Genomic DNA, 23,467 nt, shown 5'->3' with positions numbered 1-23,467 from the left:
GTTTTGAAACGGCGGAAATGAATGGCATGAAAGGAAGGGAGCGTAATGGGCGGCACTCAGAAAATCGACCTGTACGAGAATTTCAAGAGCATCAACTCGATTGATGCCGAAAAGTACAAACGCTACGATGTCAAGCGCGGATTGCGCAATTCCGACGGCACCGGCGTGCTAGCTGGTTTGACGGGCATCTCCAACGTGCATGGGTATGTCATGTCCGATGGCGAGAAGCGCGCCGACGAAGGTGAGCTGCGCCTGCGTGGGTACGACCTGTACGACCTTCTGGGCGTTGATGCGAAGGATCGTCGATTCAACTACGAAGAGGTGTCCTATCTGCTGCTGATGGGCGAGCTTCCCACGGAGCAACAGCTTTCCGACTACATCGCCACCATCGATGCGCAGCGTGAGCTGCCCGATGGCTTCACGGCGTCCATGATCATGCGCAACACCCCTCCCGATATCATGAACGTGCTGGCTCGAACCATCCTGCTTTTGTACGCTTACGACGAAAACGCCGAGGATCGATCGGTTCAGCATGAGATCAGCACCGCCATCTCCCTTATCTCCCGTCTCCCCCGCATCATGGTGTTGACGTACTACGCGATCCGCGCACGCTACAACAACGAGTCCATGATCATGCACCGCTTCATCCCGGGCCAGTCCACGGCCGAGACCATCCTGTCCATGCTGCGCCCCGACAGGCAGTTCACGGCAGAGGAGGCGCGCATGCTCGACATCATGCTGTGCCTGCATGCCGAGCATGGCGGTGGCAATAACTCGTCGTTCACCACGCATGTGCTGACGTCCGCCGACACGGATCCGTACTCCACGTATGCGGCAGCCATCGGTTCGCTGAAGGGCCGCAAGCACGGCGGCGCAAATCATCAGGTTCTGGCCATGCAAAAGGAAATTAAGGAAAACGTCGTCAATTGGGAGAACGACGATGAGGTTGCGGCGTATCTCGCCAAAATCGTGAACAAGCAGGCTTACGACAAGAGCGGTCTGGTATACGGCATGGGCCATGCGGTGTACACGCTGTCCGACCCCCGCGCCGTCATCTGCAAGCGCTTCGCCGAGAAGCTGGCCATGGGCACCGAATTCGAGGCGGAATTCCGCTTGCTCGAGAAGATCGAGCGCCTGGCACCTGAGGTCATCCTCAACGAGAAGGGCACGAGGAAGGACATGTGCGCGAACGTGGACATGTACTCCGGTTTCGTGTACTCGATGCTGGGCATCCCGGAGGATCTGTTCACCCCGTTGTTCGCCTGCGCTCGCATGTCCGGTTGGGCGGCGCATCGCTTCGAGGAGATCGTTTCAGGTAAGCGCATCATCCGTCCCGCGTACAAGTCGATTTACAGCAAGAAGCGCGCATATATCCCCATGGACGAGCGATAATCGCAACGCAACGCAAAATCCCGTTAAAGCGCCCGGACTACTTCCGGGCGCTTTTGCGTTGTTTTAGGACGAGTAAGTAGGCGAAAGAGTCGAAGGTTACATAAAATTGAATCATTCAACATGCCGAAAAAAGAAAACGCCCGGGGACCCGGGCGATAGCGTTCTGGCGGAGGAAGTAGGATTCGAACCCACGGAACCTTGCGGCTCAACAGTTTTCAAGACTGCCGCCTTCAACCACTCGGCCATTCCTCCATATAGCTTGCTAGGATACCATATAATGATGCTTATGAATGACGAAGAATACATGCGCATGGCGCTCGAGGAGGCACAGCGTGCGGCGGCTATGGGAGAGGTCCCCATCGGTGCCGTGGTTGTGTACCACCCTATCGACAAAGCAACGCGTCGTCCCCTTGCGGAGCCTCGCGTGATCGCGCGGGCGTGCAACATCCGTGAGACGCAGCAAGATCCCGCCGGGCATGCGGAGTTCGTTGCCATGAAGCAGGCCGCTGCCGAGCTTGGCGTGTGGAGGCTTACGGGCTGCACGGTATACGTGACGTTGGAACCGTGCATCATGTGCGCCGGGCTCATGCATCAGGCACGCGTCGACCGCTGCGTGTTCGGCGCGCCCGATCCGAAGGCTGGCGCGTTGGGCACGCTGTATTCCATTCACGAGGACAAGCGCCTCAACCATACATTCGACGTAAAGGCCGGCGTGTTGTCGGAAGAATGCGCAACCATATTGCAGGATTTCTTCAAGGCACGTCGAAAGAAACGAACGGAGCAGCAGTGATGCAGCAAAATGAAAAGCAGAATGTTTCACGTGAAACATTAGAGGGTTCCGTAGATATGCTCGATATAGCACGCGTCGCTCAAGACGTGGAAGCCCGCGAGTTCGCGGGCATGGGTTCGCTCAAGCTGGTTGCCCCGGCGAAGGTGAACCTGTACCTGAACGTCAAGGGCGTGCGCGACGACGGATACCATGAGGTTTCCACGACGATGCATGCGCTGATGCTGCACGACGTGCTGCGCATGAAGATCATCCCAGGGACGGGCGAAGCGGTGAAGCTTACCACGCGCAGCTTTGAGGGATTGGCTCCCTTGGACGTGGACCCGCAGGACAACATCGTGGTGAAAGCCATCTTGAAGCTGGCCGAGGCGTTCGGTCGCACGCTTGGCGAAGAGGAAACGATGCGTGTGCATCTGGAAAAGCGCATCCCTGTTCAGGCCGGCTTGGGCGGTGGGTCGTCGGATGCGGCGGCAGCGCTGCTGGGCTCGGCGGTCCTGTGGGGCGAAAGCGTTCTTGATCCGCGAATCAAAGAGGTTGCCGCCCAGCTGGGTGCCGACGTGGTCTTCTTCTTGCAGGGCGGTTGCGCGCTTTACGACGGCATCGGCGAGAATTTGGTTCGCACGCTCAAGCCGATGAACGACTTCCTGGTGCTGGTGAAGCCCGAGGGCGGCGTGTCCACGGCCGAGTCGTACAAGAAGCTCGACGAAGACCCTCAGCCTATCTCGGTCGATGATGCGCAAGTGGCGGAATCGGCGGAGTATGCGATGAGCGTGCCCCTGTTGAACAACATGGCGAAGGCCAGCGAGCAGCTGAACCCGGGAATCCGCACCGTGCGCGAGTGGTTGCAAGAGCAGCCGGGCGTGTGCAACGCCATGATGTCCGGCAGCGGAGCCGCGGTGTTCGCGGTATGCGATTCCTTCGCATCGGCGGCAAAGGTTGCGACCGATGCGCAGGCGAAGGGTTGGTGGGCCCGCACCACCACGTTCGGTCCCTTCAAGGCGACGCTTACCACGAACTGCTAAACGAACTTCGCAAGGCAGCGATTTCAGCGTGGCAAAGTGGTTTATGCTGTGCTCGAACCGGATACGCCGGGCTTGCGGGAAGGCATTGATCCCGTGAGGGCATAAACTGCGATTTGCAGAGCGGTGTCATCTTCGAAGTCGTGCGAGTAAAGGCAACCTGTAGAAGGAGGAAGCCATGACAGCGGTAATCATCCTCGTTGCGATAGCCGTAGTGCTTATCGTGCTCATCATCGCGCTCTACAACAAGCTGGTGAAGCTTCGCAACATGGTGGACAACGCTTGGGCGCAGATCGATGTGCAGCTCCAAAGGCGCCTTGACCTTATCCCGAACGTGGTCGAAACCGTGAAGGGGTATGCGCAGCACGAGAGCGCCACGCTGGACGCCGTGACGCAGGCTCGCGCGGCTGTGGCGAACGCAAGCACTCCCGAGGGCCGCATGGGGGCCAACAACCACCTTACTGAGACCCTCAAAAGCTTGTTCGCGGTGGCCGAGGCCTATCCCGACCTGAAGGCGAACGCCAACTTCCAGCAGCTGCAGGCCGAGCTGTCGAACACCGAGGATAAGATCAGCTACATGCGCCAGAGCTTCAACGACACGGTCATGAAGTACAACACCGCCATCCAGACGTTCCCTGCCGTGCTCTTCGCGGGCATGATGGGATTCAAGGAGCGCCCGAGCTTCGCCGTTGAAGAAGGTGCCTCCACCGCGCCGAAGGTGACGTTCTAGCATGGTCGCAAGGTTGACGCGCATCATACCGTTGCTGCTGTTGCTGGCTTTTGCGGCCGGCGTGGTGTACGTGGTGGCGTCGTGGCGCTATTCGCCCGCGCGGGCGAAGGAGATCCTCATCAAGGCCTTCACCGCGCTGAATGTTGCGCTGGCGTCGTTTTTCGGCTTGGCAAGCTTGTATGCACTGTCGGAGAGCAACAAAGACGTGCTCGATCTGACGCTTTCGTTCATGGTGACGGCGTTGGTGGCGCTGGGAATCACGCGGATATGCCGAGCCGTGTTCCTGAAGCACAACCCCTCGTATCGGATGAAGCCGATGAAAGCGAAGCGCTTGCGTCGTTGGCCCTGGGGAAGAAGATAATCGCGAAGGCGCCCGATATAGGGCGCCTTCTTTTACAGCTGGTAATCAGAGCATGAAAAAGCCCTCGCATTTGTGAGGGCGGAAAATACGTGGCGGAGAAGTAGGGATTCGAACCCTAGATGCCCTTGTGGGGCATACTCACTTAGCAGGCGAGCACCTTCGGCCTCTCGGTCACTTCTCCACGCTATAATAGGTGCGGTTAGATATAATACCTTGACTGTCGGAAACTTGCAAGGAGCATTCTCGATGCAATACACAAGGACACCTCATTTCCCAGGCAGCCAGCGGGATGATGCGCGTTTCCGCATCGCGTGGCTGGTCACAGCCGCTTTAATGGTCGTCGCCTGCGCATGCGCATTGGCGGCTTTGCCGGGCAAGGCCTACGCGAAGTCATACACCATGCCGCAGGTGAACATCCAAGCGCAGCTGGAAACCGACGGCACGCTTCATGTGGTGGAGCAGCGCACGTTCGATTTCGACGGTTCGTTCTCCGCTGTGTGGTGGACGCTGAACCTTCTGCCCACGAATGCAGAGTTCTCCGTGAACGGTGTTCGCATGATGAGCGTCGACGGGTCCAATGACGCCGAAGGGTCCATGTCGGCGATGCCCGAGGTACCCTTCGAGCTGAAGTGGCGCGAAGAGGGCGGCCCCGGGAAAGATTCGTATTCCGTCGATAGCCCGAAGAACACTGTGTACGTATTCTTCGGATCCCAGCCTCAGCGTGTGGTCGTGGAACTTGATTACACCATCACCAACATGGCTCAGGTGTACGACGACGTCTCGGAGGTGTACTGGCAGTATCTAGGCTCTGCCTGGGCGGTTGCTTCCGAGAACGTGACGGCTACGCTTCAGCTTCCCCTCCCCCAAGGCGTCACGGTCGATCCTGGCGAGAACGTGCGCGCGTGGGGCCATGGTCCGTTGAGCGGCAACGTTTCCGTTAACGCCGATGGGTCCGTCACGTGCACGGTTCCCCGCGTCGAATCGGGCGAGTATGCGGAGATGCGCGTATGCATCCCCTCCAAGTGGCTGACGAACGTGTCGCTGAGCGCACAGCGGCTGCATGCCGGCGAGCAGCGCCTGGACACGGTCCTGAAGGAGGAGAAGGCCTGGGCGGATACGGCGAACAGCAAGCGCATGATGTCGCTGGCGTTCTCTATTGCATGCGTAGCCGTGTGCGTGGCGGCGCTGGCCTGGGCCATCGTCATGTTCTTCCGCCATGGCAAGGAGCATAAGCCGGATTTTACCGAGCAGTATTGGCGCGATGTGCCGCGCAAGGGCGTACATCCGGCCGTTATCGGCCGCCTGTGGCGCTGGAATAGGAAAAGCACCGACGACTTGACGGCAACCATCATGCATCTGGCTCAAACGGGCGCTGTCCGCATCGACTCCGGTTCGTATATGGCGCCGAAGAAGCATGGCGGCATGAAGACCGTGAACGACTTCTATATCACGAAGCTGGTAGAGGTCGACGCGGTCAGCGACCCGATCGATAAGGCTACGTTCAATCTGCTGTTCGACAGGGTGGCGGCAGGCCAGAATTCGCTGTGGTTCGGCAGCATCAAGAAGTATGGCGAAGACCATTCGGAGCAACTGGTAAACGCCGTGGAGAATTGGCAAGGCGTGCTGACCGCCGAGACGGATAAAAACGGCTTCTTCGAGGAAAAGGGCAACAATCTGCGCGGCTGGACGTGGATGATCGCTGTGGCGTTGCTAGTGATTGCTATGGTGATCTGGTTCATGACCGACAACATGCTCCCGATGATATGCGGTGTTCCGACCGTTGCAGCGCTGGCGTTCATTGGCAATAACATGACGCGACGCAGCGTTGACGGCAATAACCTGGTTGCGCATTGCAAGGCGTTGCGCAATTGGCTGCGCGATTTCAGCTCGCTGGAGGAGCGTCCGCCCACCGACGTGAAGGTGTGGGGCGAGTTCATGGTGTACGCGTACCTGTTCGGCGTGGCCAAGCAAGCCATCGAGCAGCTTCGTACGACGCAGCCCCAGCTGTTCACGGTCGACCAGACGTATGGAGACACCTATGTGCCCTGGTGGGGTTGGTACACCTCCTACGAGAGCGGCGCGAATACCGGGATGCCCGACGTGGGAAGCTTCCTTTCCTCGTCGTTTAACCAGGCTGTGAAGACCGCCAACGAGGCCATACAGGCCGAATCGAGCGGCAGCGGCAGCGGCGGCGGATTCTCTAGCGGCGGCGGTGGCGGCTTCGGCGGTGGCGGTGGCGGAGCTCGCTAGTTGCCATGAAGGAAGCTGCGGATGCGGGCTGATTGAAGACAAAGGCAAACCTGCGATAGGCAGGCGCGCGATCTGCACACCCCGCTCGCTCGCCGCTTGATTCTCGCGGTATGCTTTCAGCTTGCTTGACGCTGCCCGTCTGCTAAGATAGCGGGCGCATCGTCTAGCGGCGAATCTTGATGAAGGTGAAGCGCCGATCTGCGTCGCTCTGTGCGGCTGCAGGTCGGCGTTTTTGTGCGCTCCCGAATCCGGGTGCGGTTGAAGGCAAAGGGAAGGCTGTATGAAGAAGGAATTGCCTGCTTGGGCGTATAAGGTTGCCATCGTTGTGGCGACCATCATCTGGGGCTATAGCTTCGTGTCCATGAAGGGCGTTGTGGCGGTGCTTCCGCCAGCGTGGCTGCTGGGGTTCCGCTTCCTGTTCGCGGGCATCGTGCTGACCTCTATCCTCTGGAAGCGCGTCCGGAAGGCGTTCAGCGGCAAGATGGTGCTTGCCGGCACGGTGCTTGGCCTTGCCGACTTCCTGGCGTTCTGGACGCAAACCGTGGGCTTGGAGCATACGACACCGGGCATCAACGCGTTTCTGACGGCAACATATTGCGTGATCGTCCCCTTCCTGTGGTGGATCGTCGCCCACAGGCGCCCGACGGTGTTCAATATCGGCGCGGCCGTGCTTGCCCTGGTGGGTATTTGGCTGGTGTCAGTCCAATCGGGCGGCATGACCATGGGCTTTGGCGAGGTTATGACGCTGCTCTGCGCAGTTCTGTTTGCCGTGCATATGGTGCTGGTTTCGAAACTCTCCCGCTTCCATGACGTGCTTGCCCTGACCGCTGTGCAGTTTGTTGCCGAGGGTTGCATGGGCTTGCTGTCGGGAGCGGCGTTCGAAACGTTTCCGGGGTTCGCGGTGTTCACGCCGGACATCATCGGCCAGTTGCTGTTCCTGTCCATCTTCGCCTCCATCGTGGCGTTCGGCATTCAGAACGTGGCGCTGGCGCACATCCCTCCTGCGCAGGCATCGCTGTTCTTGAGCTTGGAATCGGTGTTCGGCGTGCTGTTCAGCGTGCTGCTGTACGGTGAGCAGCTGAGCCTGCGTTTGCTGGTCGGCTTCTCCTTGATCTTCGTGGCCATCATCATCAGCGAGACGTTCCCGTTGAAGCGCAAACAGCCCGATGAGGCCGTTGGGGAGGCTATATAAGAACAGCTTGTTACCGTTGTAATCAAGCGTGAGCAGGCATGATACAATTCGAACGTACATGACCGATCAAGGAGGGCTTACCATGGCGGAGAAGAACAACGTTGTTCTTATCGGCATGCCCGGCTCGGGTAAATCCACGCTGGGCATCGTGTTGGCGAAAATCATGACGAAGGACTTCATGGACGCCGACATCGTCATCCAGAACCAGTGCGACAAGACGCTGCAGAAGATCATCGATGCATGCGGCCCCGAGGGTTTCATCGAGGTCGAGAACGAGATTCTCAGCAAGATCGAGGCGGAGAACAGCGTTATCGCCACGGGCGGTTCCGCCGTGTACTCCGATGAGGCTATGAAGCACCTGGCCGAGATCGGCACGGTTGTGTACCTTAAAATCTCCTACGACCAGCTGGTGAACCGTCTGAGCGACCTGCAGGAGCGCGGCGTCGTGCTGAAGGGCGGCATCGGCATGAGCCTGAAGGAGCTCTACGACGAGCGTCTGCCGCTGTATGAGCACTACGCCGGCATCACGGTGGATGTGAACGACCTGTCCATCACCGCCGCGGCTCGCAAGGTTGCAGATGCGCTTGCACACGAAGGCGTGAAGTAATGTTTCACGTGAAACATTAGATGTTGAAAGGCCACCGAAAGGTGGCCTTTCTTGTGCAAGTAGATGATTAGCCGCTAGTCCACGGCAAACGCTCTCGCAGAAACAAAAAAGGCCCCGATGTTTCACGTGAAACATCGGGGCCAGCATGAGGGGCAGGCAGTTGCTATGCGGTGGCGAAACCTTGTGCAGCTGCTGCGCGGTCCTCCTGAGCGGTCTTGGCGCCCAGGCGATCGGTAAGGGAGTCAATCGGCGGCACGTCGTCATGATTCTCATGCGGAACCATGTCCTCTTCCTTGCCGCCTGCGTCGTTCAGACGCTTGAAGAAGTCCTTCGTTTCACGGACGACCACGCCGGAGAGGACGATCAAGGCGATCATGTTCGGCACGGCCATGCATGCGTTGAAGATGTCGGCGATGGTCCAAACGGCGGAAACGGTCATGTAAGGGCCGATGAACACAGCGGCGATGTAGAGCCAGCGGTAAACCTTTACGGCCTTCATGCTGCCGTTGCTGAAGTACTCAAGGCAACGCTCGCCGTAGTAGTCCCAGCCAAGGATGGTGGTGAAGCCGAACAGGGCCAGGCACGCCATGAGCACGAACGACACGACGGTGGGAGGAATGAACGGCAGGCCAGCCTGGAAAGCTGCGGTGGTGACGGCAGCGCCCTCAAGGCCGGGGACCTGGTAAGCGCCGGTCATGACCAGGGCAAGGCCGGTCATGGTGCAGACCACGATGGTGTCGAGGAACGTACCGGTCATGGACACGAGACCCTGACGCACGGGCTCCTTCGTCTGAGCGGCAGCAGCGGCGATAGGTGCAGAACCAAGGCCGGCCTCGTTGGAGAAGATACCGCGGGCGATACCCTTCTGCATGGCGATGAAGATGGCGCCGAGCATACCGCCGGCAGCAGCATCAAGGCCGAAGGCGGAACGGAAGATGACCACGAACGCGCCGGGGATCTTGTCCAGGTTGGTCAGCAGCAGGACCAGGGAGAAGCCCACGTAGAGCACTACCATGACGGGGATGACGCGCTCGGAGACGCTGGCGATACGCTTGATGCCGCCGATGACCACCAGGCCGACCAGCACGGCAACCACGATGCCGCCGATGACGGTGGCGATGGAGTAATCCATACCGAGGATGCTGATGGTGAAGGACTTCTCAGGATCGAAGAAGTTCGTGATGGCGGTGTTGATGGAATTCACCTGGGTGAAAGTACCGATGCCGAACAGGCCGACGCACATGCCGAAGAAGGCGAAGATCTTGGCCAGCCAACGCCAGCTGATCTTGGGCAGACGCTTGCCCATGCCGCGCTCGATGTAATAGAACGGGCCGCCCAGCACGTGGCCGGTGTTCTCGTCGATGCTGCGGAACTTGACGGCAAGCAGGCCCTCGGAGTACTTCGTGGCCATGCCGAACAGCGCTGCCAGCCACATCCAGAACATGGCACCAGGGCCGCCGACCACGACAGCGGTTGCAACGCCCACGATGTTACCAGTACCGATGGTTGCTGAAAGCGCGGTGCACAGCGCGCCGAAGCTGGTCACTTCGCCGGAGCCGCCCTTTTCGTTCTTGACCATGTAGCGCAAAGCGCGCGGCAGTTGACGGAACTGCAAACCGCCCAGACGAACCGTCAGCAGGATGCCTCCGAACAGGATGAGCACCATCAGCGGTACGCCCCACACAAAGTCGTCAATGGCGGTGATCACGTTATTGACGACGTCGAAAAACCCTTCCACAACTCACTCCTAACTAAAACTCTGAACCGATACAACCTCTGCGAGACCCTGAGGATGCACGGAAAGAGAGCTCAGCGAAAGCAATGGGGTTCTTGGATATGGGATTATGGAAAGGGAAAAGTTTCGGTGAACGCCGAGTTTGAGTTTCGTTCACGTTTGCGACAAGTCACTGACTTTTCTCTGTCCTTTTGCCTGAGAGTTTCAGCGAAACGGTTCGCCGCTGCAGCTTGTTGAAGCTGTTCGCGGTTAGGTCTTGCGGCCTGCGTTTCACCTTGCCCCTTCGGCACCCATGGTTGGGATTCTCCAGAGGCCCCTGCTTGCCCTGTTTCTTGCGATCCAGAACATATCAACGGGGTGACGCTATGAAATTGTGGCATGAACTTTAACAGCGGGGTAACGGCTTGTAAACACCCTAATATTTCGAACGTGTAACTTTTTGGGCAAGTGGACAAAAAAGGTCGGAATGAGACAGAACGGTTTTTAAGGCCGGGATGCGGAATGAACGCCGAGGAGATTCTTGTGCAAGAATGGTTGAACGCAATGTTGTGCTAATACCGTTGCGCATGGCTTCTTGCGAAGATGCCGGCTTGTTTGTCGAGGTGGATGTTTCTTTCTGATAAGGGTTGCACCTTCGTTTTAGGGAGTGCGCCTTGTTAACATGGTTTCGACCTGGAACGGGCGAATGATTGCTGTATCTGCTCTCACAACAAGCGGGTTCAACCCGGGCTATTCAATGCAAAGGGCTGCTTGAAGAGAGCTTCGTCCCCTTGTGAGCAGGACTGTCCCCCTTGCTTCTCAAGGGGGGTAGAACCCGGCGGATGCTGTTGTAATCGCTTTGCTCAATATTATGTTGCGCTATGAAAGGGTTAAGATGAAGTTCACGGTTGTGGCGGTTGGAAAGTTGAAGGAGCGGTTCTGGGTCGATGCGTGCGCGGAGTACCTGAAGCGCTTGCAACCTTATGCGAAAACCCAGGTACGCGAGATCGCCGACGTCGACCCGCGCAAAGCCGGCGGCGTGGACGGTGCGCGCGACAAAGAGGGCGCCGTGATCTGCGCTGAGCTGGAGAAATTTGGCGCGGACACGCATATGGTGCTGCTGGCCATCGACGGCAAGGAGCGTTCAAGCGAGGGGCTGTCGAAGCGTTTGGACAACCTGATGCTGCAAGGGAAGAGCAACTTCGCGTTCGTCATCGGCGGTTCGGATGGCGTGAGCGATGCGGTGCGCAAACGCGCCGACGAGCTGCTGTCGTTCGGGCCGATCACGCTCCCCCACAACCTAGCGCGTGTGGTGTTGCTAGAGCAGCTCTATCGCTCGCAAAAGATATCCCACGGAGAGCCGTACCACAAATAACGTTGTACGCTGTTCCAGGGCATTGCCCGGGACACTTGGGGACGTGTCGTGACACTTGGGGGACGTGTCGTTAACTGTCCGACTTTCGGATACTTGGGGGACGTGTCGTTGGGTGTCAGATTTTTGGAAAGCGCTCAGAGCTCTTTCCGGCCGAACGGCGGTCGGATATAGCTCCGTTTTTCCACCGGCGTCTTGAGTGGTAGCGGTTATCCGATTCTGTCGTCTGCCATGTGCGAAGCAAGCGTTTGCCCGCGTTTCCCGAGCTTCTTATACTGTTTCGGAACGAATTTGCCTACTAAGGAGGCGCTTCCCTATGCGGATGATCTCTTGGAATGTGAACGGTTTGCGCGCCGTTTTGAAGAAGGGCTTCGAGGATATCGTGTGCCAGTTCGACTCCGATGTCGTTGCGCTGCAGGAAACGAAGCTGCAGGCGGGTCAGGCGACGCTGGATTTGCCGCAGTATCGCGAGTTTTGGAGCTATGCGGAGAAGAAGGGCTATTCCGGTACGGCGGTGTTCACGAAGGAAGAGCCGCTGCAGGTGCTCCATGGCCTGGGCTTTCCTCACTTGGATACCGAGGGGCGCATCGTGGCGTGCGAGTTTCCCGAGTATTGGTTCGTCTGCGTCTACACGCCGAACGCGCAAAACGAGCTGGCGCGCATCGACCATCGCATGGAATGGGATGATGCGTTCCGCGATTTTTGCAAAGGGCTGGAAGAGGGCGTGCTCCCGGCAGGCGTCCCGGTGGAGCGTGCCGGTGCCGACGGCAACGTGGTGCTGCGCCCGGAGGCGGGCCGTGGCGAAGGTAAGAACGGCGCAGATGTGATTCCGGAATCAGCTCCCATGGGCGATGGCCACCTGCCCACGCAGTGGCTTCCGCTGACGCAGCCCGGTGAATCGGCACAGCCGAAACCCGTGGTCATGTGCGGCGATTTCAACGTGGCGCACAACGAGATCGACCTGAAGAACCCCGGCCCCAATCGCGGAAACGCCGGCTTTTCCGATGAGGAGCGCGAGAAGTTCACCAAGCTGCTCGATGCCGGGTTCACCGACACGTTCCGCAGCACGCACCCCGACCTTGCCGGCGCATACTCCTGGTGGAGCTACCGTTTCAACGCGCGAAAGAACAACGCCGGGTGGCGTATCGACTATTTTCTGGTCAGCGATGCCTTGGCTCCGCACATCGAAGCCGCCAGCATCTACAACGAGGTGTTCGGCAGCGACCACTGCCCCGTCGGCCTCGAACTTGAGCTGCGCTAACTCTGACGTTTCGGGGACGTAGCACTATGTGTCAAGCTTTCTCGTTGTCATACAGAATGCGACTTCCGAGAAGCTCGTAAAACCGGACGCATAGTGCTACGTCCCCTATCTGTCAGGAGCTGGTTTGCTTGCGGAAGCGGTTTCTAGCGTGCTATATCGTGCTTTCCGCAAAATCGGACACTTAGTTCTACGTCCCCATGTATCTGGGATGAGGGTTGGTGAAGCTGCTGGTGGCGCGTGGTATCATGCTAAGGTTCGAAACGAGAGGTTGCGGCAGCTGGATGTCAGGCTGTCGGGCCTGTGCTCAGTACTGCTAGAAGGAAAACAACCGTATGGATACTGCAAAGATCGAAGCCGGCGTTCGCATGATTTTGGAAGGCGTGGGCGAGAATCCCGACCGCGAGGGCCTGAAGGAGACGCCTGCGCGCGTTGCCCGCATGTACGAAGAGGTGTTCGCCGGCCTGACGGAGGACCCTGCCGTGCATTTCGCCACCACGTTCGATGAGCACTGCAGCGAAATGGTGCTGGTGCGCGACATCTACTTCTACTCCATGTGCGAGCATCACCTGGTGCCGTTCTTCGGCAAGGCCCACATCGCCTACATCCCGGCGGCAGACGGCCGTGTGTGCGGCCTGTCGAAGCTGGCGCGCCTGGTCGAAGTGTACGCGAAGCGCCCGCAGGTGCAGGAGCGTTTGACCTCGCAGATCGCCGACACCTTGGTCGAGCAGCTGAACCCGCAGGGCGTCGTGGTGGTGCTTGAGGCCGAGCACATGTGCATGAGCATGCGCGGCGTGAAGAAGCCCGGCAGCCATACCGTCACCAGCGCGGTGCGCGGCGTGTTCGCCGGCAGCACCGATGCGGCACGCGCCTCGCGCACTGAGGCCATGTCGCTCATCCTGCGCGAAACCCGATAACGCAAAAGGCTTGGTTATGGAAGCCGTTGCCGACGTGTGTCAACAGCTGTTCGGCATCGCCCCCGGGGCTATGCTGTTGGTGTGCCTGCTCGTGTTCCTGGCGGGTTACGTCGACGCCATCGCGGGCGGCGGCGGGTTGATCTCGCTGCCCGCCTATATGATCGCCGGCCTGCCCACGCATGCCGCCATCGCCACGAACAAGATGAGCTCGACCATGGGCACCACCATCGCCACTTGGCATTATGCGAAATCGGGCTACATCCAATGGAAGCTTGCGGGCGTTTGCGTGGTGCTTGCGGTTGCAGGTTCGACCATCGGCTCGAACCTGGTCCTCATCACCAGCGATGCATTCCTGCGCGTGTTCCTGCTGGCAGTCCTGCCGATCACGGCCATCTACGTGATGAGGTCGAAGAGCTTCGGCAAGCAGGATAAGGAGCCGTTTTCGCCGAAGCGCACAGCAGCGCTTTGCGCTTTGGTGGCGTTTTGCGTGGGCATATACGACGGCTTCTACGGTCCCGGAACGGGAACGTTCCTGATGCTGCTGCTCACCGGCGTGGCCCACCTGAAGCTCAAATCCGCCGCCGGCATCACGAAGGCCATCAACCTGACCACCAACGTCACGGCGCTGGTGGTGTTCTTCCTGCATGGCCAGGTGCTGCTGGTGCTCGGCTTGGTTGCAGGCGCCTTCAACATCGTTGGCAACTATTTGGGCTCCCATAGCTTTTCGAAGAACGGCGGTGCGGTCGCCCGACCCATCACCATCGTCGTCCTGGTCATCTTCTTCGCGAAGGTTATTTGGGATTTCGTCGCCTAAGCCGTGAAACTACCCGCCGCTGGCTGCGGATGTTTCACGTGAAACGTCACCTGAAAATACAAGGTGCACGACAATCGGGTACTATGGAAGCATACTGAAACGAGCGCGCCGGTCGCGCGGGTGAAAGGATTCGAACATGAAGTGCGTTATCAGCGTTCTTGGCAAGGATCGTAGCGGTATCGTCGCAGCTGTTTCTGTTGCGCTGGCCGAATGCGGCGCCAACATCGACGACATCAGCCAGACCATCCTGGGCGACATGTTCTCCATGACCATGCTGACCACGCTGGACACCGAGAAGGCTGACTTCAACGCCGTGCAGGAGAAGCTTGAAGGCGTCGCCACCGAACTGGGCGTACAGATCACCATCCAGCGTGAGGACGTTTTCCAGTTCATGTACAAGATCTAGTTCTCGAATCGGATCGTACTGCTTGCGAACAAGGGCGCAAGCCGAATCGCTAGCATACAAGCCGCCGAACGACGGCCCGGAGTCGCAGACTCCGGGCTTTTTTGCGCGCCGTTATAATAGGAAACCGTGACCCATCAGACGATCAGGGAGAAGTCGAATGACCCGAATCTATTCGTACACCCAGCCGCTCGATGCCGATATCGTCGACGCGTTCTGCCTTATGCAGAAGGGCTTCACCGATCAATTCGTGTACTACCGCAAAGACCGCCCCACCCGTTTCATGGGCTTGGGACGCTGCATCGCGCTGCCGACCCTGGACGAGGCCGAGTGCGAGCTGACGGGGCCGGCCGCCGAGCAGCCGGTGTTCTTCTCGTTCAATCGATTCGATGCGCATAACCCTGCGCCGGCAGATGAGCTGTTCCAATCGTTTCCCAATCTGCATTTCATGCTGCCCGAGGTGGTTCTCATCGAGAACGAGCAGGGCGCTTTCCTGCAGGTGAATTCCCTTGGCCCGGTGTACGCCGGCCGCGTCGAGCGTTTCGCGCGCCTTGCCCTGACGGCGCCGCATCGCACGCGACGCACGATTTCGTATCAGCTGGAGCTCGACTCGCGTTCCGCTTGGGAGCAGGCGGTGGGAAGCGGGCTTGACGCCATCAAAGGCGGCCGCGTGGAGAAGGTGGTGCTCTCGCGTCGCCTGAAGCTGCGCGCCGACGAGCCGTTCTCCTCGAAGGACCTGCTGGTGAACCTGATCGACGGCACCGCGCACGGAACCGTGCTGCTGTACCGCTACGCCGACGTGTTCTTCTGCGGCTGCACCCCCGAGCTGCTTGTACGCAAAACGGGCTGCGAGCTCGAAAGCATGTGCTTGGCCGGAACCTGCCCGGCATCGCCCGATCCCGCTGAGAACGAGCGCCTTGCGCAGGGCTTGCTGAACGACGCGAAGAACCGCGCCGAGCATGACTACGTCGTGTGCTTCATCCGGGATGTGCTGGGCCGTACGTGCTACGCGGTGGATGTCCCGAAGGAGCCGACCATCATGCCGTTGACGCGCATCCAGCATCTGATGACGCCCGCGCGCGCAAAACTGCTCGAAGGCGTCGACCTGTGGTCCATGATGGGCGATTTGCACCCCACGCCCGCGGTCTCGGGCACCCCGGTCGGCGAGGCGAAGATGCTCATCCGTCAGATTGAAACCTATAACCGCGGCTTCTTTGCCGGCGCATGCGGCTACGTCGATGCTGCCGGGGATGGCGAGTTCAGCGTGGCGCTGCGCACCGGCGTGTTCGACGGCGAGATCGGCTACGTGTACGCTGGATGCGGCATCGTCGACGGAAGCCGCGCGGCGGACGAGTACGACGAGATCGCGCTGAAGTTGAAAACCGTGCTCTCGGCATTCGACGGCGAAGTCGGCGCTGCCTCGTCCCGCGCCGCGCAAACCAGTTCGCAAACCACGGGTCAAACCGCTACGCAAACCAGCCAGCAAACCACCACGCAAATGGCGGGTCAGACCAAGGTGCAAGCTGCACCGCAGGTCAGCCCGCTGACGAGCCCGCAAACGAGCCCGCAAGTTGCGGATCAAACCGCGGGTCAAACCAGCCCGCAAACCACGATCGCAGGGGAAGGGGAAGCTCGATGACCGTCGCCGATCCGCGCGCAACCGCGCGCTTCCTGGGAGCGTTCTTCGATGAGCTCGCGAAATGGGGCGTGCAGAACGTGGTGATCAGCCCCGGGTCGCGTTCCACCCCGCTGTCCATGACTGCCTACGAGCTGTCTTGCCGCGCCCCGCAGCGTATGAGCACGTATGTGGACATCGACGAGCGCGGCGCCGCCTTCCTGGCGCTGGGCATGGCGAAGGCGTCCGGGCGTCCGGCGGCGTTGGTGTGCTCGTCGGGCACGGCTATCGCCAACTACTATCCGGCCATTCTCGAGGCGGAATCGTCGCGCGTGCCCTTGATTGTGTTGACGGCCGATCGCCCGCCGCAGCTACAAGGGCTTGGCGCTCCGCAAACCTGCGACCAATCGCACGCTTACGGCACGCACGTGCGCGCCTATCGCGGTATGCCCTTGCCTGCAGACGACGAGGCCTCGTTGCGCTTCGCCCGTCAAGCCGCCCGCGAGGCGTGCATCGCTGCGCTCGGATCGTGCGAGCTCTCGCAAAACCAAAGGGCGCAAAACCCCTCGACGGCATCCTCTGCGGCACCCTCGGCGGCAGCCAGCGCACCCCAGCGTCTCGCAGGAGCCTGCTTCGGCGGCCCGGTGCACCTGAACTTCCCGTTCGATGAGCCGCTCAAGCCCGACGTGACGCTGCCCGACCTGTTCGACGCCGGCATCCCCGGTACCGAACAGGCCGCTGCGGATAGCGCAATCCCTGCGGCAAGACCCACCCGCAACCCGCTGCTTCCCATCGGCGTCGCGCAGGTGCGCGGGGGCATGGAGGGCGCTGCCGCCGCTAAGCTTGCCAGCGAGCTGCTCGCCAACAGCGTGTTGCTGCTGGCAGGCGAAGGCTCCTGCGCCACGCATGACGAGGCGCAGCGCGTGCTTGCTTTCGCTCGCGCTTTCGCCATCCCGGTGCTTGCCGACCCTCTGTCGGGGCTGCGTTCCTTCGATGACCCGCTGGTGATCGGCAACTACGACAGCGTGTTCCAGCCTGGCGGCATATCGCCTGACGAAAACCTGAACCCGCAGGTCATCGTGCGTTTCGGCCGCTACCCCGTGTCGAAGCGCGCGACCCAGTGGGCTCGTGCGCGCGAAGATGCCGGCGTGCTGCAGGTTGTGGTCGATCCCCTGGAAACGCGCGACACCAACGCCGCCACCACGGTGTTCGTCCGCATGAAACCCGCCGACTTCGCGCAAAGCATGACGCGCGCGCTGCGCATGGAGGATGGTCCTGCGGCGGCAGGCGCCAACGACCTGTCGTTCGCCAACACGTGGCAGCGGGTGGAGGAAGCCGCCGCCAAGCGTATAGCTGCGGTGGATGCCGGCGAAGAGCCCGGTGCAGACGGCTTCGAGGGCGCCTATGTCCGCCGCGTGCTGGAGCTTGCCCCCGAAGGCTCGTGCCTGTTCGCGGCCAACTCCATGAGCGTGCGCGCCGTGGACACCTTCTACCTGAAGGGCAGCAAGCGGTTGACCGTGCTGGCGAATCGAGGTTTGAACGGCATCGACGGCACGGTGTCCACGGCCATCGGCGCCTCGCGTTGCTTCGGCCGCACCACGCTGATCACGGGCGATCTGACCATGCAGCACGACCTGAACGCCCTAGCGTTGCAGCGCGAGCTGCGCGTGCAGCGGCAGCTTGCCGACGCCGCAGACGGCGCAAGCCGCACGCCGGAGCAGGCCGCCGAGCGTAATAGCTGCGAAACAAACGCCGGCGAGCAGGGCATTACCATCGTGCTGCTGAACAACAACGGCGGCGCCATATTCGACATGCTGCCCCAGAAGTCGCAGGAAGCGTATTTCGAGCGCCTGTTCCTCACGCCTCAGGACGTGGACTTCCAGGCTGCGGTCGCCGCATTCGGCGTGCCCTACAGCAAAACGGCCACACTGGCCGAGTTCGACCGGGCATATCGCGCATCGTTGGATGTGCCGGGCATCAGCTTCATCGAGGTGCCCGTGCCCCTGCAGGGCCTGCGCGAGCGCTACGCCAAGTATTGGTAAGCGCTCGCCGCGCAACTGTCGCCGCAAGGTTGGTGCTCGGCGCGCAATCACCGCCGCAAGGCCGGTGCCTCGTGCCCGGCCTTGCGAGCTCGCAATGTTGTACACATTGCATACAACAACAAATGTAAGGGATCGAGGAGGCGCTCATGGAGATAATGCTCGAGCAGTCGGAAACCGCCTGTTTCGACGTTGATGGAGTCCGATATCGTTACCTGTACTTGAAGGAGGATCCTGCTCGCGGCCGCCGTCGCACCCCGGTGCTGTTCGTGCATGGGTTCGCGCAGAACGCGATGTCCTGGTTCCCCACAAGCCGCGCCATCTTCCTTGAGCGCGACGTGTACGGCATCGATCTCGTCGGTCACGGCGGATCGTCGGTCCCGGTCCATCCGGCGCCGTACAGCCTGCCGGCCATGGGAGAGGCGCTCCTGGCCCTCATCAAGCTGATTCCAGGGAAGCCCCTGGTGGTGGGCTATTCGATGGGTGGTCGCGTGGCGCTTTCCGCGTTGCTCGAGGCGGGTCCCGCGACCTTCGCCAAGCAAACGAGCGGCCTGCTGCTTGAAAGCGTCGGCATGGGGCCGAAAACGCAGGCGGAGCGCGATGCCGCCATCGAGCGCGATGCCGATATGGCGCGCCGCCTGCGTGAGATGCCGCTCAAGGACTTTATGACCTATTGGGAGAACCTCCCGCTGTTCGAATCGCAGAAGGCGCTGCCGAGGAAGGTTCGCGCCGCGGTGCGCGCCAACCGGCTTGCCAACGATCCCGAGGCGCTGGCCAAATGCGTGGAATGCGCCGGGCAGCATCGCATGCCCTCCTATCGCGAGACCACGGCGGCGTTGCGCGAGCTGGGCCTGCGCGGCTACCCGGCCCTCTACCTGGCTGGCGAAAAGGACGTGAAGTACAGCAAGCTTGCAGCCAACCTGCACGAGGAGGGCGTCATCAGGACGCGCATCGCGCCGAAGGTGGGGCACAACGTCCACCTGGAGGCCCCCGAGGTGTTCGCCGCCTGCGTGCACAGCCTGGCTACGCGCTAGCAGGGCATTCGCTGTCTATTTCGGTAGGCCCCTCCCAACTGCGCGACGGCCGCCTGGCGGGATTCTGCCCCCGATCATCCCACCAGGCGCCCGGCGCTCCCCAATCGCTCCGGGCTATCTTTCCGGGCCTTGCCCGATTCATGCGTTGACGTGGTACGCCTTTGCTACAATGAACTCGTTGGAAACAGCATGCACACACGCTCGAATCAACTCGAAACAGAGGCTCACCGGCTATGGACGACAAAACGCAAGGTACCGAGCAGCAAAATCGGCGACTCGATATGTCGAGGGACGAACTGGAAGCGGAAATGGGCCGCTTGCTCGGCATCTATCCCGTTGTGCGCTTTCTTGACGAAGGGGAAATCGAGGAAGAGGAGTCCTGTCTGCTGTACGGCAACGCATGCGTTTGCATGCGCGGGGTGTGCAAGGATGTTCTGCGTAACGGGGGCTCTCGAACGCACAGGGTGCTCATGGGCGATCAGGTCCATCGCGCGTCTGCCTGGTATGTGAACGTCGACGGCAAGCCGGGCGTGCTCATGTGCGCTCAGCCTGTCGACGCGGTTGCCAGAGGCATGCTTTCCGAGGAGCTGCTCTATCACGATGCGCTGTCGGGCGCTTACAACCGACGCTTCTACGAGGACAATTTGCGCAATCAGCATGTGTTCGCCGGCGTGGCCGTTTTGGACTTGGACGATTTCAAGCTGGTCAACGATACGCTGGGCCATCACGCGGGCGATGTCGCCATCAAAACGGCTGCGAGCGTGCTCAGGAGCTGCGTCCGGTCCAGCGACATGCTCGTACGCTACGGCGGCGACGAGTTCGTGCTGGTCATCCCCGGCATCTCCGCCGATGTCTTCGCGCGCAAGCTGCACGATATGGCGGATAAGCTGGCCGAAACGCCCGTTCCCGGGTACGAGAATATCAACCTCACCGTCAGCATCGGCGGTGTGCTGTCCGAGGGGCGCACCGTCGAGGAGGCGGTACGCCAGGCGGACGGCCTCATGTACAAGGCGAAGGGCCGCAAGAACTTCGTCATCACCGATTCAGACAACCTCGACCCCTACGAGTTCCATAAGCCGTTGCTGCTGGTGGTGGACGATTCCGAGATGAACCGCGTCATCTTGAGCGAGATGCTCAAGGATCAGTACGAGATCCTCGAGGCGGATTGCGGCGAAGCGGGCATCGCGTGCCTGGAACAGCACGGAAGCGGCATCTCCATCGTGCTGCTCGACATCGTCATGCCCGGCGCGGACGGCTTCGACGTGCTCTCCTGCATGTCGCGCAACGGCTGGATCGACGACATCCCCGTCATCATGATCTCCAGCGACGATTCCGACGACTCGGTGCTGCGCGCCTATGAGCTGGGCGCTTCCGACTACATCAGCCGTCCCTTCGACAAGCGTATCGTGCGCCAGCGCGTCAGCAACATCATGCGCCTGTACATCAAGCAGCGGCGCCTTTCCACTATGCTCGCGCAGCAGTTCTACGAGCGCGAGCGCGAAAGCCGCATGCTCGTCGATATCATGGGCGGGGCCATGGAGCTGCGCAACGGCGAAAGCGGGCCGCACGTGCAGCATGTGCGCAAGCTCACCGAGATGATGTTGGAGCACCTGATGCGCAAAACGGACCGCTACCACATCAGCTCGAGCGAGCGCGCCACCATCGCCGCGGCCTCGACGCTGCATGACCTGGGGAAGCTGTCCATCCCCGACAGCATCTTGAACAAGCCGGGCCGCCTGACGCCCGAGGAGTTCGAGATCATGAAGACGCACACCACCATCGGCGGCGACATGCTGGAGGGCATGGTGCAGTACCGCGACAGCGCCCTGGTGCGCGCTGCGCGCGACATCTGCCGCTGGCACCACGAGCGCTACGACGGCGGCGGATACCCCGACGGGCTGAAGGGCGAGGAGATTCCCATATCGGCGCAGGTCGTCTCGTTGGTCGACGTATACGACGCCCTCACCAGCGACCGCGTGTACAAGGAGGCGTTCTCGCACGAGAAGGCCATGCACATGATCTTGAACGGCGACTGCGGCGCCTTCAACCCGCTGCTCATCGATTGCCTCATCGATCTGCAGGACCGCATCGTCGCCGAGAAGGACGAGGAAGATCCACCCCCCCCTATTTCAATGAATGACGAGGGGCGGGAAAGCGCGGGAGCTTGATCGAAGGCGGGCGCCCCGATGACGAAAACAGTCCATCAAGGAAAGGCGAGTAGGCCATGAGCACGATCGAGAACGCATATAACCAGGTAGGAGCCGATTTCAACGACGTGATGCGTCGTTTCACCAGCGAGGCGCTCATCGTGCGCTTCTCCGAGAAGTTCCTGGAGGACCCCAGCTTCGAGCAGCTGGGCGAAGCTCTGCGGGATGGCAACGCGGACGCGGCGTTCCTTGCCTCCCACACGCTGAAGGGCATTGCGCAGAACATGGGATTCACCGGCCTGTACGAGCCGTCGAACGTGCTGACCGAGGAGCTGCGCGCCAAGCCCGCCGACCTTACGCGGGCAAAGGAGCTGTTCGCGCCCGTGGAAGCCGAGTACGGCAAGACGGCGGAGGCCCTGCGCGCCGCCTTGTAGCAAGGCGCGTAGCCTGGCTGCGCAATGGAACGAGGAAGCCCAGACGCTCCGTACGATGCGGATATCGTGCGGAGCGTGCTTATGTCGGGCGAATTCGCTACCATTGTTTCGTACACGTAAAACTTCGCGCAAACCCTTGCGTTTTCGCGTAGCAGCGGAAGGAATCACATGAGCGACATCCAGTGGCAACCTGGAAAGCAATACCGCGAGATCGTCTACGAAACGTACGAGGGCATCGCGAAGATCACTATCAACCGCCCCGCCAGGCGCAACGCCTTCACGCCCCTGACGGTCAACGAGATGTACGACGCGTTCTCCGTGGCGCGCGACGACGCCTCCGTCGGCGTCATCATCCTCACGGGCGCCAACCACGGCGGCCGTCATGAGGACGAGGCGTTCTGCAGCGGCGGCGACCAGAAGATCCGCGGCAACGGCGGTTACGTCGGCGAGGACAACATCCCCCGCCTGAACGTGCTTGACCTGCAGCGCCTGATCCGCGTGGTGCCCAAGCCCGTCATCGCCATGGTCAACGGCTACGCCATCGGCGGCGGCCACGTGCTGCACATCCTGTGCGACCTGTCCATCGCCGCGGAAACGGCGAAGTTCGGCCAGACGGGCCCGAAGGTGGGCAGCTTCGACGCCGGCTACGGCGCGGGCTACCTGGCGGCCATGGTCGGCCAGAAGAAGGCGCGCGAGATCTGGTACCTGTGCCGCCAGTATACGGCGCAGGAAGCGCTCGACATGGGCATGGTCAACAAAGTGGTGCCCTTCGAGCAGCTCGAGGAGGAGACCGTGCAGTGGGCGCGCGAGATGCTGCAGTTCAGCCCCACGGCGCTGCGCTTCATGAAGGCGTCCTTCAACGCCGCCACCGACGGCTTGGCCGGTTTGCAGCAGTTCGCCGGCGACGCCACGTTGTTGTACTACACCACCGACGAGGCGAAGGAGGGCCGCGACGCGTTCAAGGAGAAGCGCAAGCCCGACTTCTCCAAGTACCCGAAGTTCCCGTAAGTCGTTTCAGCAGTTCAAGGCAAAGGTAGGCACAGAACCCTCATGATCGGCGTATTCGAAGGCATGGTGCGGCAGAACCCGCAGCGCACATGCTTCACGTTTGTCGACAAGGAAGGGAACGTGGAAGCGTTCTCGTATAGGGAAGCCCGCATGATGGCGGCGGGCCTGGCCAGCCTGTTGCGTCGAAGGGGCGTCGAGCCGGGCGACGCCGTGGTGATCGACCTGCCGAACAACCCGGCCTTCGTCATCATGCTGCTCGCGGCCGCCTACGGCGGGTTCTCGCTCATCACCATGAACACGCGCCTGACCGACGCCGAGAAGCAGGCGCGCCTGCTCGACCTGCAGCGCTCCCGTGCCGTGACCGTTTCCTATAC

General features: G+C 60.8%; 21 protein-coding genes, 2 tRNA genes and 1 riboswitch. Of the genes, 20 read left to right on the top strand and 3 right to left on the bottom strand.

Annotated elements, in window-relative coordinates; translation table 11 throughout:
• Window positions 1–45: 45 nt before the first annotated feature.
• Window positions 46–1,392, top strand: coding sequence for a citrate/2-methylcitrate synthase (locus Q0H50_RS01535; protein ID WP_294418559.1), 1,347 nt, complete (start codon window positions 46–48; stop codon window positions 1,390–1,392).
• A gap of 164 nt (window positions 1,393–1,556) precedes the next feature.
• Here the strand turns inward: Q0H50_RS01535 and Q0H50_RS01530 are convergent.
• Window positions 1,557–1,644 (bottom strand) — tRNA-Ser (locus Q0H50_RS01530).
• A 34-nt stretch (window positions 1,645–1,678) separates the two neighbouring features.
• Here Q0H50_RS01530 and Q0H50_RS01525 point away from each other — a divergent pair.
• From Q0H50_RS01525 to Q0H50_RS01510, 4 genes are all read left to right on the top strand, one after another.
• Window positions 1,679–2,182, top strand: a complete 504-nt coding sequence (locus Q0H50_RS01525; protein ID WP_294418557.1) for a nucleoside deaminase — start codon at window positions 1,679–1,681, stop codon at window positions 2,180–2,182.
• A 56-nt stretch (window positions 2,183–2,238) separates the two neighbouring features.
• Window positions 2,239–3,201, top strand: coding sequence for a 4-(cytidine 5'-diphospho)-2-C-methyl-D-erythritol kinase (ispE, locus tag Q0H50_RS01520; protein WP_294418556.1), 963 nt, complete (start codon window positions 2,239–2,241; stop codon window positions 3,199–3,201).
• Between the two features lie 175 nt (window positions 3,202–3,376).
• Complete coding sequence (locus Q0H50_RS01515) at window positions 3,377–3,928, top strand: LemA family protein (protein WP_294418553.1); 552 nt, start codon at window positions 3,377–3,379, stop codon at window positions 3,926–3,928.
• 1 nt (window position 3,929) lies between these two features.
• The gene (locus Q0H50_RS01510) at window positions 3,930–4,289 is read left to right on the top strand and encodes a hypothetical protein (RefSeq protein ID WP_294418551.1); all 360 of its coding nucleotides are present in this window, start codon (window positions 3,930–3,932) and stop codon (window positions 4,287–4,289) included.
• Between the two features lie 90 nt (window positions 4,290–4,379).
• On the opposite strand, the gene Q0H50_RS01505 is transcribed toward Q0H50_RS01510, so the two are convergent.
• Window positions 4,380–4,470 (bottom strand) — tRNA-Ser (locus Q0H50_RS01505).
• 65 nt (window positions 4,471–4,535) lie between these two features.
• Between Q0H50_RS01505 and Q0H50_RS01500 the strand changes: the two genes are divergently transcribed.
• From Q0H50_RS01500 to Q0H50_RS01490, 3 genes are all read left to right on the top strand, one after another.
• Window positions 4,536–6,539 (top strand): DUF2207 domain-containing protein, encoded by a 2,004-nt coding sequence (locus tag Q0H50_RS01500; protein WP_294418548.1) that lies wholly within the window; start codon window positions 4,536–4,538, stop codon window positions 6,537–6,539.
• A gap of 280 nt (window positions 6,540–6,819) precedes the next feature.
• On the top strand, window positions 6,820–7,731 hold the full coding sequence (locus Q0H50_RS01495) for a DMT family transporter (RefSeq protein ID WP_294418543.1): 912 nt from the start codon (window positions 6,820–6,822) through the stop codon (window positions 7,729–7,731).
• Window positions 7,732–7,813: 82 nt separating this feature from the next.
• Window positions 7,814–8,338, top strand: a complete 525-nt coding sequence (locus Q0H50_RS01490) for a shikimate kinase (RefSeq protein ID WP_294418541.1) — start codon at window positions 7,814–7,816, stop codon at window positions 8,336–8,338.
• A gap of 163 nt (window positions 8,339–8,501) precedes the next feature.
• Here Q0H50_RS01490 and Q0H50_RS01485 read toward each other — a convergent pair whose 3' ends face one another.
• Window positions 8,502–10,076, bottom strand: coding sequence for a sodium:alanine symporter family protein (locus tag Q0H50_RS01485; protein ID WP_294418540.1), 1,575 nt, complete (start codon window positions 10,074–10,076; stop codon window positions 8,502–8,504).
• Window positions 10,077–10,246: 170 nt separating this feature from the next.
• A riboswitch (glycine riboswitch) is annotated at window positions 10,247–10,393 on the bottom strand.
• Window positions 10,394–10,947: 554 nt separating this feature from the next.
• Here Q0H50_RS01485 and Q0H50_RS01480 point away from each other — a divergent pair.
• From Q0H50_RS01480 to Q0H50_RS01425, 12 genes are all read left to right on the top strand, one after another.
• Window positions 10,948–11,427, top strand: coding sequence for a 23S rRNA (pseudouridine(1915)-N(3))-methyltransferase RlmH (locus Q0H50_RS01480; protein ID WP_294418538.1), 480 nt, complete (start codon window positions 10,948–10,950; stop codon window positions 11,425–11,427).
• A 313-nt stretch (window positions 11,428–11,740) separates the two neighbouring features.
• Window positions 11,741–12,685 carry an exodeoxyribonuclease III gene (locus tag Q0H50_RS01475; RefSeq protein ID WP_294418534.1) on the top strand — a complete coding sequence of 315 codons (945 nt, stop codon included), beginning with the start codon at window positions 11,741–11,743 and terminating at the stop codon, window positions 12,683–12,685.
• Window positions 12,686–13,017: 332 nt separating this feature from the next.
• Window positions 13,018–13,599 carry a GTP cyclohydrolase I FolE gene (folE, locus tag Q0H50_RS01470; protein ID WP_294418531.1) on the top strand — a complete coding sequence of 194 codons (582 nt, stop codon included), beginning with the start codon at window positions 13,018–13,020 and terminating at the stop codon, window positions 13,597–13,599.
• A 16-nt stretch (window positions 13,600–13,615) separates the two neighbouring features.
• Window positions 13,616–14,413, top strand: a complete 798-nt coding sequence (locus Q0H50_RS01465; RefSeq protein WP_294418529.1) for a TSUP family transporter — start codon at window positions 13,616–13,618, stop codon at window positions 14,411–14,413.
• Window positions 14,414–14,549: 136 nt separating this feature from the next.
• Entirely contained in the window at window positions 14,550–14,819 is a 270-nt protein-coding gene (locus Q0H50_RS01460) for an ACT domain-containing protein (protein ID WP_042432349.1), read from the top strand.
• Between the two features lie 157 nt (window positions 14,820–14,976).
• Window positions 14,977–16,455, top strand: a complete 1,479-nt coding sequence (locus Q0H50_RS01455; protein WP_294418524.1) for an isochorismate synthase MenF — start codon at window positions 14,977–14,979, stop codon at window positions 16,453–16,455.
• Window positions 16,452–18,473 (top strand): thiamine pyrophosphate-binding protein, encoded by a 2,022-nt coding sequence (locus Q0H50_RS01450; RefSeq protein WP_294418522.1) that lies wholly within the window; start codon window positions 16,452–16,454, stop codon window positions 18,471–18,473. Before Q0H50_RS01455 ends, Q0H50_RS01450 begins: the two co-directional genes overlap by 4 nt.
• A gap of 146 nt (window positions 18,474–18,619) precedes the next feature.
• The gene (locus Q0H50_RS01445) at window positions 18,620–19,504 is read left to right on the top strand and encodes an alpha/beta fold hydrolase (protein ID WP_294418521.1); all 885 of its coding nucleotides are present in this window, start codon (window positions 18,620–18,622) and stop codon (window positions 19,502–19,504) included.
• 281 nt (window positions 19,505–19,785) lie between these two features.
• Window positions 19,786–21,672, top strand: a complete 1,887-nt coding sequence (locus tag Q0H50_RS01440) for a diguanylate cyclase (RefSeq protein WP_294418518.1) — start codon at window positions 19,786–19,788, stop codon at window positions 21,670–21,672.
• Between the two features lie 56 nt (window positions 21,673–21,728).
• Complete coding sequence (locus Q0H50_RS01435) at window positions 21,729–22,085, top strand: Hpt domain-containing protein (protein WP_294418516.1); 357 nt, start codon at window positions 21,729–21,731, stop codon at window positions 22,083–22,085.
• Window positions 22,086–22,253: 168 nt separating this feature from the next.
• Window positions 22,254–23,093 carry a 1,4-dihydroxy-2-naphthoyl-CoA synthase gene (gene menB, locus Q0H50_RS01430; protein WP_294416228.1) on the top strand — a complete coding sequence of 280 codons (840 nt, stop codon included), beginning with the start codon at window positions 22,254–22,256 and terminating at the stop codon, window positions 23,091–23,093.
• Between the two features lie 42 nt (window positions 23,094–23,135).
• The coding region (locus Q0H50_RS01425) for an AMP-binding protein (RefSeq protein WP_294418515.1) at window positions 23,136–23,467 on the top strand (332 nt) is incomplete at its 3' end.

It is taken from the genome of uncultured Senegalimassilia sp., from assembly GCF_934632265.1.
GTDB lineage: Bacteria > Actinomycetota > Coriobacteriia > Coriobacteriales > Eggerthellaceae > Senegalimassilia.
Note: the sequence above shows the minus strand (reverse complement) of the source record. Positions and strands in the feature narration are given on the sequence as shown.

Excerpts from the sequence above, each read along its gene's own strand:
- Q0H50_RS01500 (WP_294418548.1), top strand. The coding sequence starts at position 4,536 with ATGCAATACACAAGGACACCTCATTTCCCAGGCAGCCAGCGGGATGAT.
- Q0H50_RS01535 (WP_294418559.1), top strand. The coding sequence starts at position 46 with ATGGGCGGCACTCAGAAAATCGACCTGTACGAGAATTTCAAGAGCATC.
- Q0H50_RS01460 (WP_042432349.1), top strand. The coding sequence starts at position 14,550 with ATGAAGTGCGTTATCAGCGTTCTTGGCAAGGATCGTAGCGGTATCGTC.
- Q0H50_RS01510 (WP_294418551.1), top strand. The coding sequence starts at position 3,930 with ATGGTCGCAAGGTTGACGCGCATCATACCGTTGCTGCTGTTGCTGGCT.
- Q0H50_RS01440 (WP_294418518.1), top strand. The coding sequence starts at position 19,786 with ATGTCGAGGGACGAACTGGAAGCGGAAATGGGCCGCTTGCTCGGCATC.
- Q0H50_RS01435 (WP_294418516.1), top strand. The coding sequence starts at position 21,729 with ATGAGCACGATCGAGAACGCATATAACCAGGTAGGAGCCGATTTCAAC.
- Q0H50_RS01515 (WP_294418553.1), top strand. The coding sequence starts at position 3,377 with ATGACAGCGGTAATCATCCTCGTTGCGATAGCCGTAGTGCTTATCGTG.
- Q0H50_RS01490 (WP_294418541.1), top strand. The coding sequence starts at position 7,814 with ATGGCGGAGAAGAACAACGTTGTTCTTATCGGCATGCCCGGCTCGGGT.
- folE (WP_294418531.1), top strand. The coding sequence starts at position 13,018 with ATGGATACTGCAAAGATCGAAGCCGGCGTTCGCATGATTTTGGAAGGC.
- Q0H50_RS01445 (WP_294418521.1), top strand. The coding sequence starts at position 18,620 with ATGGAGATAATGCTCGAGCAGTCGGAAACCGCCTGTTTCGACGTTGAT.
- menB (WP_294416228.1), top strand. The coding sequence starts at position 22,254 with ATGAGCGACATCCAGTGGCAACCTGGAAAGCAATACCGCGAGATCGTC.
- Q0H50_RS01525 (WP_294418557.1), top strand. The coding sequence starts at position 1,679 with ATGAATGACGAAGAATACATGCGCATGGCGCTCGAGGAGGCACAGCGT.
- Q0H50_RS01495 (WP_294418543.1), top strand. The coding sequence starts at position 6,820 with ATGAAGAAGGAATTGCCTGCTTGGGCGTATAAGGTTGCCATCGTTGTG.
- Q0H50_RS01465 (WP_294418529.1), top strand. The coding sequence starts at position 13,616 with ATGGAAGCCGTTGCCGACGTGTGTCAACAGCTGTTCGGCATCGCCCCC.
- Q0H50_RS01480 (WP_294418538.1), top strand. The coding sequence starts at position 10,948 with ATGAAGTTCACGGTTGTGGCGGTTGGAAAGTTGAAGGAGCGGTTCTGG.
- Q0H50_RS01450 (WP_294418522.1), top strand. The coding sequence starts at position 16,452 with ATGACCGTCGCCGATCCGCGCGCAACCGCGCGCTTCCTGGGAGCGTTC.
- Q0H50_RS01475 (WP_294418534.1), top strand. The coding sequence starts at position 11,741 with ATGCGGATGATCTCTTGGAATGTGAACGGTTTGCGCGCCGTTTTGAAG.
- ispE (WP_294418556.1), top strand. The coding sequence starts at position 2,239 with ATGCTCGATATAGCACGCGTCGCTCAAGACGTGGAAGCCCGCGAGTTC.
- Q0H50_RS01455 (WP_294418524.1), top strand. The coding sequence starts at position 14,977 with ATGACCCGAATCTATTCGTACACCCAGCCGCTCGATGCCGATATCGTC.